The 12,561-nt window shown below is 39.8% G+C and carries 11 protein-coding genes; 7 read left to right on the forward strand and 4 right to left on the reverse strand.

The features are described from left to right. Positions 1–63: 63 nt before the first annotated feature. A complete protein-coding gene (locus OD757_RS15455) occupies positions 64–1,506 on the forward strand; it encodes a protein adenylyltransferase SelO (RefSeq protein ID WP_263032409.1) in 1,443 nt (480 codons plus the stop codon). A 65-nt stretch (positions 1,507–1,571) separates the two neighbouring features. After that, on the forward strand, positions 1,572–2,153 hold the full coding sequence (locus tag OD757_RS15460; protein WP_263032410.1) for a murein L,D-transpeptidase family protein: 582 nt from the start codon (positions 1,572–1,574) through the stop codon (positions 2,151–2,153). Between the two features lie 71 nt (positions 2,154–2,224). On the opposite strand, the gene OD757_RS15465 is transcribed toward OD757_RS15460, so the two are convergent. Both OD757_RS15465 and baeS read right to left on the reverse strand, forming a co-directional pair. Beyond that, positions 2,225–2,911 carry a response regulator gene (locus tag OD757_RS15465; RefSeq protein WP_003655179.1) on the reverse strand — a complete coding sequence of 229 codons (687 nt, stop codon included), beginning with the start codon at positions 2,909–2,911 and terminating at the stop codon, positions 2,225–2,227. Positions 2,912–2,932: 21 nt separating this feature from the next. Then, a complete protein-coding gene (gene baeS, locus OD757_RS15470) occupies positions 2,933–4,591 on the reverse strand; it encodes a sensor histidine kinase efflux regulator BaeS (protein ID WP_263032411.1) in 1,659 nt (552 codons plus the stop codon). A 132-nt stretch (positions 4,592–4,723) separates the two neighbouring features. Here baeS and OD757_RS15475 point away from each other — a divergent pair, with 132 nt between their 5' ends. From OD757_RS15475 to OD757_RS15490, 4 genes are all read left to right on the forward strand, one after another. Next, on the forward strand, positions 4,724–5,101 hold the full coding sequence (locus OD757_RS15475; RefSeq protein ID WP_009389720.1) for a hypothetical protein: 378 nt from the start codon (positions 4,724–4,726) through the stop codon (positions 5,099–5,101). A gap of 289 nt (positions 5,102–5,390) precedes the next feature. Next, a complete protein-coding gene (locus OD757_RS15480; protein WP_009389485.1) occupies positions 5,391–7,193 on the forward strand; it encodes an acyl-CoA dehydrogenase C-terminal domain-containing protein in 1,803 nt (600 codons plus the stop codon). Positions 7,194–7,360: 167 nt separating this feature from the next. Continuing rightward, a complete protein-coding gene (locus OD757_RS15485) occupies positions 7,361–9,142 on the forward strand; it encodes an acyl-CoA dehydrogenase C-terminal domain-containing protein (RefSeq protein WP_263032412.1) in 1,782 nt (593 codons plus the stop codon). Positions 9,143–9,263: 121 nt separating this feature from the next. Further along, complete coding sequence (locus OD757_RS15490; protein WP_005036172.1) at positions 9,264–9,746, forward strand: phosphate-starvation-inducible protein PsiE; 483 nt, start codon at positions 9,264–9,266, stop codon at positions 9,744–9,746. Positions 9,747–9,785: 39 nt separating this feature from the next. Here OD757_RS15490 and OD757_RS15495 read toward each other — a convergent pair whose 3' ends face one another. Beyond that, entirely contained in the window at positions 9,786–10,169 is a 384-nt protein-coding gene (locus OD757_RS15495; protein ID WP_263032413.1) for an RcnB family protein, read from the reverse strand. A 164-nt stretch (positions 10,170–10,333) separates the two neighbouring features. On the opposite strand from OD757_RS15495, the gene OD757_RS15500 reads away from it, so the two are divergent. Continuing rightward, positions 10,334–10,780 (forward strand): hypothetical protein, encoded by a 447-nt coding sequence (locus OD757_RS15500; RefSeq protein WP_004789125.1) that lies wholly within the window; start codon positions 10,334–10,336, stop codon positions 10,778–10,780. A 272-nt stretch (positions 10,781–11,052) separates the two neighbouring features. Here the strand turns inward: OD757_RS15500 and OD757_RS15505 are convergent, their stop codons facing one another. Continuing rightward, entirely contained in the window at positions 11,053–12,516 is a 1,464-nt protein-coding gene (locus tag OD757_RS15505; RefSeq protein WP_263032414.1) for a phospholipase D family protein, read from the reverse strand. Positions 12,517–12,561: the final 45 nt, after the last annotated feature.

Raw genomic sequence — 12,561 nt, forward strand, 5'->3', positions numbered from 1 at the left:
ATTTTTATGCCTGCTTTTTAACTATGGTATAGTGAAATCCGCTCTCTCTATTTTGCCAAGCCCATGCAATTTAATCCGCTCTACCCTTCACTTCCGTCTAAATTATTCCATGTTCAGCAGCCATCACCTTTGCGTGGTGCAAAAGCGGGACATTTTAATACCGCTTTGGCAGATGAACTGCGATGGTCAGAGGACGAAAAAAATGCATGGGTTGAAATTTGTAGCGGGCAGCGTACTTTCCCTGAATTCCCTTCTCTTGCTATGGTCTATGCTGGCCACCAATTCGGACAGTGGGCAGGACAACTTGGTGATGGACGCGGCTTACTTATCGCGCAAATACTGAATACAAAGGGCCAAACTATAGATTTACATCTAAAAGGTGCAGGCCCGACACCCTACTCAAGAATGGGAGATGGGCGCGCGGTATTGCGTTCTGTCGTCCGCGAATATTTAGCTGGGCATGCATTAAATGCCTTAGGCGTCGCTTCTAGTCACGCGGTAGGTTTTACGACCTCTACTCAAGGGGTACAGCGTGAAAAACTAGAGTTGGGAGCAATGCTACTCAGAACATCTGAATGTCATATCCGCTTAGGACATTTTGAATGGATTAATCAATACGCTCCAGAGTTACTGTCAGAGTTCACTCAAAAATGTATTGAATGGCATTATCCTGAATGTCTAGAAACTGAGAATCCTATTTTATCTTTTGCAAAGAAAGTAATAGAACGGACTGCAATCATGATTGCGAAATGGCAATTGGTTGGGTTTGCTCATGGCGTAATGAATACCGATAACTTAAATATTACCGGTTCAACACTCGATTTTGGTCCATATGGTTTTATGGAACGCTTCCGCCCGAATTGGATCAATAACCACTCAGATTATCAAGGCCGTTATACTTATCAAAATCAGCCAAGCATAGGTCATTGGAATTTATGGACTTGGTTAAACAACTTAATTCCTCTCGCTGAACCTGAGCAAAAGGATCAGTTCAAAGAAGAGTTAGCGCGTTGCTTAGAACAATTTGAACCGACTTTTATTGAACATTACACAACTGGTTTATGTCAAAAAATGGGACTTCCCCATTTTCATAAAGACAGTCTTGATTGTAGTTTTAGTTTTTTAAAAATCTTACAAACTGAACAACTCGATTACACTCAGAGCTTTATTCGACTTCAAAATAAAGAATATAAAACTCTACGAGATGATTGCCTTGATATCCGACAATTTGATGCTTTCATTACGCAATATCAAAGCATCCGTGAACATCAAGATACCGATGAACTTGATGCGAATATGGAAAAAGCAAATCCAGTTTATATCTTACGTAACCATATGGCACAGCGTGCTATTGAAGCTGCGGAACGAGATGATTTTAGCGAAGTAGATCGTTTATTCAAACTACTTGATCAGCCATATACAAGACAATCAGAGCTGGAACAGCCACAAGATTTAGGTCCTTTACCAAGTGACGTACCAGACGTAGCAGTCAGTTGTTCTTCTTAATACTTTAAAGACTAAAACTCTCTTAAGTCGCTTAAGAGAGTTTCTTAAACATCAAAGAATAATATATGAAAATTAGACCTATCATTATTTGTACACTTCTTATAGTTCCACTCGGAATCGCTTTTTATAATTATGAAAAATATTTACCAACTTTTACGCCAAGCCATCAAGCACTTTCAAATGAAGAGATCGTAGAACTTATCAAGACAAAGCCCATCACTTCAATTGAAGTGTTCAAAAGTCAACGCATACTTCTGCTCAAGAGTAATCAGGACGTGATTCGCCGTTATCCTCTCCGTCTTGGCTTTAATCCTAACGGACATAAACACTTTGAAAATGATGGCAAAACACCTGAAGGTGTTTATTCGATAGACTGGAGAAATCCACAAAGTGCGTACTATAAATCTTTGCATATTTCCTATCCCGATATGAAAGATATTGCTTATGCCAAGCAACATAGCCAACCAACGGGTGGAAATATCATGATTCATGGATCAGTTCCAAAATCCTTTTTATCGATGCCTTTTAGCTCGACGTATATGCCACATAAGGATTGGACATTAGGATGTATCGCGGTTAGAAATGTAGATATAGACGAGATTTGGCAATTAGTACCCGATCATACGAAGATTATAATTTATCCATAAAATCTTTAAAACTATCCACATTTTCTGTGGATAACATTGTGGTTATCCACAGAATAACTTTCGCTAGTGTTTTACTCTTCAGGATATTCGAAGCGGTAACCTACACCATAAACAGCTTGAATCCATTCATGACGGTTACCAGTTTCAGCTGCTTCACTAATTTTTCTGCGCAAGTTTTTGATATGGCTGTCAATTACACGGTCGGCAACGTCAAAACTATCTGGATTAATATGATCCAATAATTGTGCACGTGAATATACTTGTCCTACATGCTCTAAAAATAGCTCAAGTAAGCGAAATTCGGTTGGCGTTAAACTCAACGATTTTTGTTGATACCAAATTCTTTGCTGTGCTTTATCAATTCGGAAAGAATCATTTTGTTCAGGCTCTGCCTTACGTTCTAAACGGCGTAAAACTGCTTGCACACGAGCCACCAACTCTTTTGGGCTAAATGGCTTACAGACATAATCATCAGCACCCATGTTGAGACCTAATACCCGGTCAATTTCCTCAGTACGGGCAGTCACCATAATAATCGGTAAATCTGATTGTTCACGAACTTTACGGCAAATGGTCAAACCATCCATTCTTGGAACCATTAAGTCCAGAACCATTAAATTCGGTTTACGTTGCTGGAAACTCGCATAGGCATCTTGACCATCATGAAACATACTTACTTCAAAACCGGCAGCTTCAAGATAATCACGCACTAAATGCGCTAGTTCGACTTCATCTTCAACCAACATCACATGTTTCATGAGATATTTTTCCTTTTATATTTAACTCTGCTTTTTAAAAGTGAGCACACAACGTAAACCACCTAGCGGTGAATGTTCAAAACTGAGTGTACCACCAAGCGCCTGCGCAATTTTACAAGACAAAGCCAAGCCTAGCCCTGTTCCACCTGTACTACGCGTACGCGAATCATCTACGCGATAGAAACGTTCACCTAAACGAGACAACTGCTCATCGTTTAAACCAAATGGGCTGTCATCGACATACAAACTCCACTCCTGCGGAGTTTGAGCTGTATGAATATGAATTTTGCCACCTGTTTCTGTGTAACGAATACTATTACTAATTAAATTAACAATAATCTGTTTAAAGCGATCACAGTCTAACAATAACGGAGAACTTGTTCCTTCAACTTGAATTTCGAGACCAGCCTGCTCAAGTTTCGGTTTAAAGTTTTCAACTTCTTGTAATACCACTTCCCACGGGTTTACAGAACTCAAATAACACTTAAGCTGCTGGGCATCTGCCTGTGCCAAGTCTGCAAGGTCTTGAGTCAATTTTTTCAGGCTTGAAACCTGACGCATCATCGCATCTAAATGTTCAGGAGTTGCTTTTCGAATCCCGTCTTGCATCGCTTCAATTTGCGCTTGTAATACAGCGAGTGGTGTTTTTAACTCATGAGAAGTATCTGCCACCCATTGACGTCGTGATTCTTCATGCTGGTGTAAAATTTCTGCCAAATGGTTCAATTGAGTTGATAAATCACCCAACTCATCATTTCGCTTAATAACAACTTGATGTTGATAATTTCCTTTCGTTAATTCATTTGTCGCATTTAATAAACGCTGAATCGGTTTCTTAAAATAAGTTGCCATCAATAGCGCTGCAACTAAACTTGAAAGTAAGGTTAAAGCATAAATTAAGAGTAAATAGCGCTTTTGATTACTAAAGAAATTAATACTCAAAGCATCTTCTTTATCTAAAACAGGTTTTAAGCCTAAATAACCTACAACTTGATTGTTTAAGATAATCGGGCGAAACGACATCTGATCTGAAGAAGGCGGCTCACCAACCACAAACTGGTGACGTGCATCATATAAAGATAAACGAGAGCTCAAACCCAAACGGTCAGGCAAAGCAATAAAACGCTTTTTACCATTTTGAGTTTCAATATCTTTTAAGCTCCCTTTCTTTGACTTATTTTTATCATCACTTGGACGAAACTGGTTTGCACTTAAAGGGAATCTTAATCCTTCAAAGGGTTGATATTGAGAAGGTAAATTTTGTTCGAGTGTTCTTAACTCTTCATCACTAAAAATAGTATTTTTATTTGTCGATGCAACTTGAGGTGAAAGATTGATAAGAGCATGTTCATCGAAAGAATGCTGCTGTATAGCAATATCATATTGGCGACGAAGCCACCACTGTGAGAGGCGGTCATAGTCATCGGGAGCCGCATTCCCTTCAATTTGTAAAATCTGTGCCTGAATCGCATTTCCCCAATCATGGTACACCCTATAAACATCGCCCAGATTGGTAATGAGACGGTCGAGCTTCTGCATTTCAACGTCGGCCACATATTTGGCAAAGTTCTTTTGCATGGTCCAGTGCAAAACGCTCAAGCTTGCAGTCGCAATAAGCAATGTGGTGAGCAAGACTGTTAAAAATAACCGCAATGCAATGGGAACACGTAGAACGTTCAAAAGCACTCTCTCATTTTTACCCTATATTTGGCATTGTAACCAACAACGAAAAGAAAAACTCTCCATTGTTTCTACATCTTTATTATCTAATCTTTAAGCCATCAGTAAACACAACATTAGAGGGCTTTAAATATGAAAATGACGGCAAAACTTGCATTATTCAGTGCGGCAATTGTAACAATGGGAAGTTTAGCGGCGTGTCAATCGACGACTCAACCGCCAAAGCCAGAGCGTGGCATGATGCAAGATGGCCCACGTGAAGGCCACCACCGTATGAAACATCGTGAGTTCACACCAGAACAAAAAGCAGCATGGGAACAGCACCGTGCAGAACGTCAAGCTCGGTTTGAACAAATCCAAAAAGCATGCGATGGCAAGGCCAACGGACAAGCAGTAAATGTGCAAGTTGGAGATAAGACACTTGAAGGTACTTGTAACCTTCGTTTTGAACCAAAGCGCCCTCAACCACCAGTTAACGCCCCTGCTCCTGCATCAGCTCAAGCAAAATAATTCTAAAAATCGTGAAACAAAAGGCGCCTATAGGCGCCTTTTGTTTATACATAACTATTTACGATTTTGACTATTTGTATCATATAAACATAACCAAAAGTGTTTACACTCAAAGCACTTAGCTAGTTTAAGCATTTTTTTCTTGACTTTGCAGTCACAAAGTAAAGGTCCTGAGGTGCTTGTGCAGTTATGCAAGTTGTTGCACGATGTAATAGTCCAAGGTGCCTTATGGCACATTCTCATAGATTAAGATTATAACTCTGGTTTCACCAGTATTGAGGAACCCGATATGCCACAATACAAAGCGCCCTTACGTGATATGCAATTCGTTTTGCATGAATTATTAAATGCTGAAGAACACTATGCAAAATTACCTGATTTCCAAGGTAACGTAAGCCGTGAATTGGTTGATCAATATTTAGAAGCTGCGGCAGACTTTTGTGAAAATGAACTTTCTCCTTTAAACCAAGTTGGCGACCGCGAAGGTTGTACTTGGAATGATGGCGTAGTTACCACTCCAACAGGCTTTAAAGAAGCTTATCAAAAATATATTGAACTCGGCTTTCCGTCTTTATCAGCAGAAGAACAATACGGTGGCCAGGCTTTACCTAACTCTTTAGGCATTGCAATTTCTGAAATGGTAGGTAGCTCTAACTGGGCATGGGGTATGTACCCTGGCTTATCTCACGGAGCTGTACGTACATTAGAACATCATGGTTCTGATGAACAGAAAAATACTTATTTACCAAACCTTGTTTCAGGTGTTTGGACAGGTACGATGTGCTTAACTGAATCTCATGCAGGTTCAGATTTAGGTATTATTCGTTCTAAAGCAGAACCAAATGCTGATGGTAGCTATTCAATCTCTGGCGAGAAAATCTTTATCTCTGCTGGTGAACATGATATGGCTGAAAACATCATCCACATCGTTCTTGCTCGTTTACCAGGTGCACCAAAAGGTACTAAAGGTATTTCGCTATTCATCGTTCCTAAGTTCAACGTTAATGCAGACGGAACACTAGGCGAGCGTAATGCAGTACGTTGTGGTTCAATCGAACATAAAATGGGTATTCATGGTAACGCAACTTGTGTCATTAACTTTGATCAAGCTAAAGGTTACTTGATTGGACCTGAGAACCGTGGTTTGAACTGTATGTTCACCTTCATGAACACAGCACGTATTGGTACTGCTGTTCAAGGTTTAGCAGCGTCTGAATCATCTTTCCAAGGTGCGTTGACTTACGCAAAAGAACGTTTGGCAATGCGTTCACTTTCTGGTCCTAAAGCTCCAGAAAAAGAAGCAGATCCAATCATTGTTCACCCAGCTGTACGTAACATGCTTTTAACTCAAAAAGCGTTTGCTGAAGGTGGCCGTGCACTTGTTTACTTACTTGCTCAATACGCTGACATCGTTGAAAAAGGCGAAACAGAAGAAGAGCGTAAGTTTGCTGACAACATCTTGTCGTTATTGACTCCAATTGCAAAAGCATTCTTAACTGAAACAGGTTCTGAATCTGCTAAGCATGGTGTTCAAGTCTTCGGTGGCCATGGCTTTATTTCTGAGCATGGCATGGAACAAATCGTACGTGATACACGTATTGCTTGCTTGTATGAAGGTACAACCGAAATTCAAGCACTCGATTTGTTAGGTCGTAAAGTATTGCAAACTCAAGGTGCAATGCTAAAAGACTTCACAAAAATGATTCACAAATTTGTTGAAGCAAATAAAGACAACGCTGCCATGAAAGAATTTGTTGAGCCGCTTGCTGCTCTTAACAAAGAATGGGGCGATCTCACCATGCAAATTGGTATGCGTGCAATGCAAAACCCAGATGAAGTAGGCGCTGCTGCTGTAGATTACCTCTACTTCTCAGGTTACATTACTTTAGCGTACCTATGGGCTCGTATGGCACTTGTTGCACAAGAGAAGTTGGCAGCAGGTACTAGCGATGTTGACTTCTACAACGCAAAAGTCACTACAGCTCGATTCTACTTCAAAAAAATCTTGCCACGTGTTCGCTCACATGTTGATGTGATTGCAGGTGGTCTAGACCCATTGATGTCATTAGATGCTGAACATTTCGCTTTCTAACCATAGTTAGTTGCGATATGCAATGTTAAAAAACAAAAAAGGACTGCTCAGTTTTGACGGTCCTTTTTTTATAAAATCAATGATAAATTTACACTTTAAATTCCATATCCATTTCGTTTTACAGGATATCTAGCACAGGCCAATGTGCACAAAAAAGGTGAACGATTATGCCAATTTACAATGCTCCTTTAGCTGATATGAAATTCATCTTAAATGATGTATTTAAAGCAGAACAATTTTGGCAATCTAATGAGAAACTCGCTCATGTAGATGCTGCAACAGCTGAAGCAATTTTAGAAGAAATGGCTAAATTTGCTCAGAACGTGACTCATCCGTTAAACCGTACTGGTGATGAAGAAGGCGCTCGCTATGAAAACGGCGAGGTGTTCACACCAGCTGGTTTTAAAGATGCATTCCGTCAATATGCAGAAGGTGGTTGGATTGGCTTAGGTGCCGATGAAGAATGGGGCGGTCAAGGCATGCCAAAAATGCTCACCGTTCTTTCTGATGAAATGTTATTTGCAACTAACCCATCATTTATGCTCTACCCGCTTCTTTCTGTGGGTGCAGGCATGGCTTTAAGCAGCTATGCATCTCAAGAACAAAAAGAAACTTACTTACCAAAGATTTATTCAGGTGAATGGTCAGGCACGATGTGCTTAACCGAGCCACATGCAGGTACTGACTTAGGTATTATTAAAACCAAAGCAGAACCTAATCAAGATGGTACTTATAATATTACGGGTACTAAAATCTTTATCACTGGCGGTGACAACGATTTAGCAGAAAACATCATTCACTTGGTACTTGCTAAAACGCCTGATGCCCCTGCGGGTTCACGTGGTATCTCACTATTCATCGTACCAAAATATTTGGTAAATGAAGATGGTTCATTAGGTGAACGTAACCTCGTTGGTCCAGGTTCTATCGAACATAAAATGGGGATTAAAGCATCTGCAACTTGTGTGATGAACTTTGATGGGGCTAAAGGTTACCTCGTTGGTAAAGAAAACGAAGGTCTTGCTGCCATGTTTGTCATGATGAACTACGAACGTTTATCTATGGGTATCCAAGGTTTAGGTGCATCTGAGTTTGCATATCAAAATGCAGCACACTATGCGACTGACCGCTTACAAGGTCGTAGTGCAGCTGGTGTTCAATCACCAAATAAACCTGCTGACAGCATTTTGGTACATGGCGATGTGCGTCGTATGTTGTTAAACGTACGTGCGAACAATGAAGCATCGCGTGCATTTGCAGTCTATGTAGGTCAACAGCTCGATATCACTAAATTCTCAACTGATGCCGAAGCTGTGAAAAAAGCTAATAATCGTGTTGCGCTTTTAACACCGATTGCTAAAGCTTACCTTACAGATACAGCATTCCAAGCAACTTTAGATGCTCAGATGGTGTTTGGTGGTCACGGTTATATCCGTGAATGGGGTATGGAGCAATGTATCCGTGATCTTCGTATTGCTCAAATCTACGAAGGAACAAATGGCGTTCAGTCTCAAGATTTAATTGGCCGTAAAACCATTAAATGTGGCGGTGCTTTCATTGCTGAATACATCACTGAAATTCGTGACTTTGCAAATGATCTAGACACCGATTTAAACTTCATTAAAGATGCAACTTTAGATGCTGCAACTGAAATTGAAGCAATCACTCAGTTTATTATTGAACAAGCTGCTGAAAACGTAGACTTCCCGAATGCTGCGGCAGTCGATTATCTACATGCAGTCGGCTTACTCAGCTTTGCATATATGTTTGCTAAAATCGCAGCGGCAGCAAAAGATAAATCTGGTGATTTCTACCAAAACAAACTTGCTTTAGCTCAATACTTTGTTGAACGTATCTTGCCGGATATTGATGCGCGTATTGCTAAGATTAAAGCGGGTTCTGACTTAATTATGGGCTTTAGTGAAGATTACTTCACGAACCAAGCTTAATATTTAAAATTAAAAAAAAGCGCCTGAATATTCAGGCGCTTTTTTATTTTGTATTTACTATTTCCATTGGCATGAAATTTGTTTAATTTCTAAACATTACAAAGCAAACAAAGATATTACTATGCCTGATCCTAAAAAATACGAGCGAATACTTGACCGTTTTGGTCATTACGCCGTAGAAGCCTTTCACTATTTAGCCTTGTTTATTATTGGATGTATGGTGGCTTGGTCGGCAGCCAATACTGTTTTTGAAATTTTGACCGTCAAAAAGTATGCTTCGATTGATGATATTTTATTATTATTTATATACTTAGAACTGGGGGCAATGGTTGGAATTTACTTTAAAACCAATCATATGCCAGTACGCTTTCTTATTTATGTTGCGATTACAGCATTAACCCGCCTACTCATTTCAGATATTCAACATGACCATAAAGCAGATATGGACCAAGTCATTATTACAGGCTCAATTCTTATTTTAGCCCTTTCTATATTGGTGGTCCGTTTTGCATCTTGGAATTATCCTTCAGTGATGAAAGAAAAACATGCAAAAACACCAACAACGTTAAAGCCACCACAACCTCAAGATGATGAGTTAGCCTAAAAAAGGCCTCAATATTGAGGCCTTTTTTTTATTTTACATTTAACGAACTCGATAAATGTTGTGTCTTGAATCGACTAACAAATATTGATTAGGGGTTTTAACCCAATGGTATCCACGTGGTGGCGCATATAAACGATGCGCTCTCCAATCCGAAATATAATAGCGGCTATTGCGATATTCAGCAGGAATACGATCGCCACGTTTAAATGCTACATATCGACCATAGTGCTTACCGCGATCGGCATTTGACCACTGTGGAGCGCGATGATCATTTCGGTAGTCATGACGGCGGTCATCACGATGCTCATATCGATCATAGTTTTTACCATGATTATTATCCCAACGATGATTTGTATCGGCCATCGCAGTAGCTGACATACCCAACATTAATGTTGAAAGTACAAGAATGATTGGCTTTTTCATGCCCTATTTCCTTTTATCTTGATCTGAAGCTAGATTAAAAGAGAGTCAAGGAGAAACCATGAATAAAACAGCTTTGATTGATATTGTTTGTAATGACTATAAAGAAAATATGAAGAATCTGTATCTGTGCTACCATTACCATTTTTCAAACTAGGTCAATTGCTGTGTCTGAAATCAGTTTTGAACGTCTTCATCAATTTTTTTGCAAAGTTCCAACCGTACAAGAAGCCCGTATCATGGCTCATGGAGCAGACGGCGAACATGCTTGGTGGTTTAAGTTCAGTATTGATGTAGAACATCCGCTAGCATGGCAAACAGTTCAAGAACTCGGTCACGTTTTAAATTATCTCTCGACAAATGAACGCCTACCCACATTATTCTTCCCTGTTTCACCACCACCTTATATGAATGGTGAAGCAAAAGACTTTTTATCGTGGATTATTCAGTGTAACCATCCTGAGTTTAACCCAGATGTGGTCTGTGACTGGCTTGAAGCTCGTTTACCAAATCCTGTAGATGATGAGTCGCAATGGAAAATTAAGACTGATTTGAGTGAATTAGAAAAGTTAGATGATAAGACTTTGGATCAGTTGATTCCGCCTGCGCCTTAAGTCGGACTGATGGCACAGCCTTTACTTACTGGGATGTTCTAATGTCTTTTGTATAGGCTAATGCCTCACTTTTGAGAGGTCAAAAGTGACAAAAACCTTTGTTTCACTGATGTTGCTTCCCTGCAACACAGTGAAACGGCAACATCCATGTCGCCAATTACCGTCCCAATTGTGTACAAAATCACGGTAACGAATGAGCTCTAAGTTTAGAATAAAACTAAGTAAGACCTCGTCGTGTACATATCGCCTCAACGTTTATATAAAAAATAGAATTAGAAAGTCGACAACCCTGACCATTCCATAAAACGATAAATCCAATACTTCACTTTAGACTCATCTGCATACTTCGCGTAATCCACGCTCATCTGTTTATCTTGTAGATTTGACCAAGAGGTATTGAAGTAATCTTGCGCATCTTTAAAGACTTGATCTTGAACATTACCCACAACCAACATGTCAGTTTCAAGGTTATAATTTTTTAAATTACGGGCAGTGAAATTAGCAGACCCTACAATCAACTCAGCTTGTTGGGCGTTATATTTCAATATCATTTTACTATGATTCTGCTCGCCATGTGTGTCACACCAACGAATTGGAATGCCTGCCGCGTGTAGCTCCGAGGCAACTTGACGGTTTGGAATACCATTCTTTTGTCGGCCAAATGCATCTTTATTTGGATCAAGTAAAACTCGGACAATCACACCTCTTTGTTGAGCACTTTTTAGAGCTTCAATAATCTTGCGTTCAGATAAATAGAACATACTTAAATCAAGATGCTCTTTAGGCTTAGCTGAGTTAATCAATTTCAATACAGATTGATAAATCGCCTCTTCAGTTAACACTTGAACTTGAGGTTTAGTTACGTCTTTTTCAAAGTCACCTAAAATGAGCGATGGAGAACTACTACCTGACATTCGCGCAACCGCGGCTTCAGATTGTAAAACGTCTGCGGCTGTCGCTCCTGTTACCACCAAAGCAACATTTGAGTGTCTAGAACTACCATCATGAGGGTTTGCTGAAGTCACCAGTGACTTCCAACCAGCATCGGTATCGACGACTACAGTTTTACGGTGATTCGCCTTAAAGTTAAATAAGTTCAAATAACTGCGCAGTGTAATTTTTTCATCACCGAATGGATTGGGTAGCCAGCCTTTTTCAGGGTTATTTCCAACATTCTGACAGCAGATGTACCATAATCCTGACCAGAATGGATTAGAAGCACGTAAAGGAGCTAAATTGGTTTCAATCACATCAACACCCGCTTGACGTAACTGACGGTAGTGTTCAGGGCTTAGGCCTCCGTAAACAGAGTTAATCGGGTCGGTAATCATCACAATCTGAATTTGGCGGTTTTGTCTTTTTTTACTTACTAATGCATCAGTTAACTCTTGCATTAATGGTCTTTGCTTCAGTGTTGAGTCACCCACTTCTGAATTAAACAAGAACATATCCACTACTATCGTGGTTTTTGCCTCATCAATCATTTTCAAGATTTCATCAAAAATGTGCTGATCGACCTGTTGTTGCCCTTTCGCATCTAGGTAGGTTTTATCAGCTAAAAATTTGACATCGGCATGTCTAAGCTTGCCACTAAAGTTAATCCCTTGTGGCAATGGTTTTACTGTGTGGTAAATTGCCGATGCAAGATATGCAATAGCAACAACGCAAAGTAATACCGCCATATAACGACGCCCTGACCAATTTATTTTTTGATGAATTCGTTGAAAAATACGCATAAAAAAGACCTAACTTGATGCTTTCAAATTAGGTCTTTTGGATTG

It is taken from the genome of Acinetobacter sp. AYS6 (assembly GCF_025630795.1).
Classification (GTDB): domain Bacteria; phylum Pseudomonadota; class Gammaproteobacteria; order Pseudomonadales; family Moraxellaceae; genus Acinetobacter.

Bases quoted from the DNA above. Each gene is read 5' to 3' on its own strand.
- OD757_RS15475 (WP_009389720.1), top strand. From the start codon at position 4,724: ATGAAAATGACGGCAAAACTTGCATTATTCAGTGCGGCAATTGTAACA.
- OD757_RS15465 (WP_003655179.1), bottom strand. From the start codon at position 2,911: ATGAAACATGTGATGTTGGTTGAAGATGAAGTCGAACTAGCGCATTTA.
- OD757_RS15505 (WP_263032414.1), bottom strand. From the start codon at position 12,516: ATGCGTATTTTTCAACGAATTCATCAAAAAATAAATTGGTCAGGGCGT.
- OD757_RS15495 (WP_263032413.1), bottom strand. From the start codon at position 10,169: ATGAAAAAGCCAATCATTCTTGTACTTTCAACATTAATGTTGGGTATG.
- OD757_RS15485 (WP_263032412.1), top strand. From the start codon at position 7,361: ATGCCAATTTACAATGCTCCTTTAGCTGATATGAAATTCATCTTAAAT.
- OD757_RS15480 (WP_009389485.1), top strand. From the start codon at position 5,391: ATGCCACAATACAAAGCGCCCTTACGTGATATGCAATTCGTTTTGCAT.
- OD757_RS15490 (WP_005036172.1), top strand. From the start codon at position 9,264: ATGCCTGATCCTAAAAAATACGAGCGAATACTTGACCGTTTTGGTCAT.
- OD757_RS15460 (WP_263032410.1), top strand. From the start codon at position 1,572: ATGAAAATTAGACCTATCATTATTTGTACACTTCTTATAGTTCCACTC.
- OD757_RS15455 (WP_263032409.1), top strand. From the start codon at position 64: ATGCAATTTAATCCGCTCTACCCTTCACTTCCGTCTAAATTATTCCAT.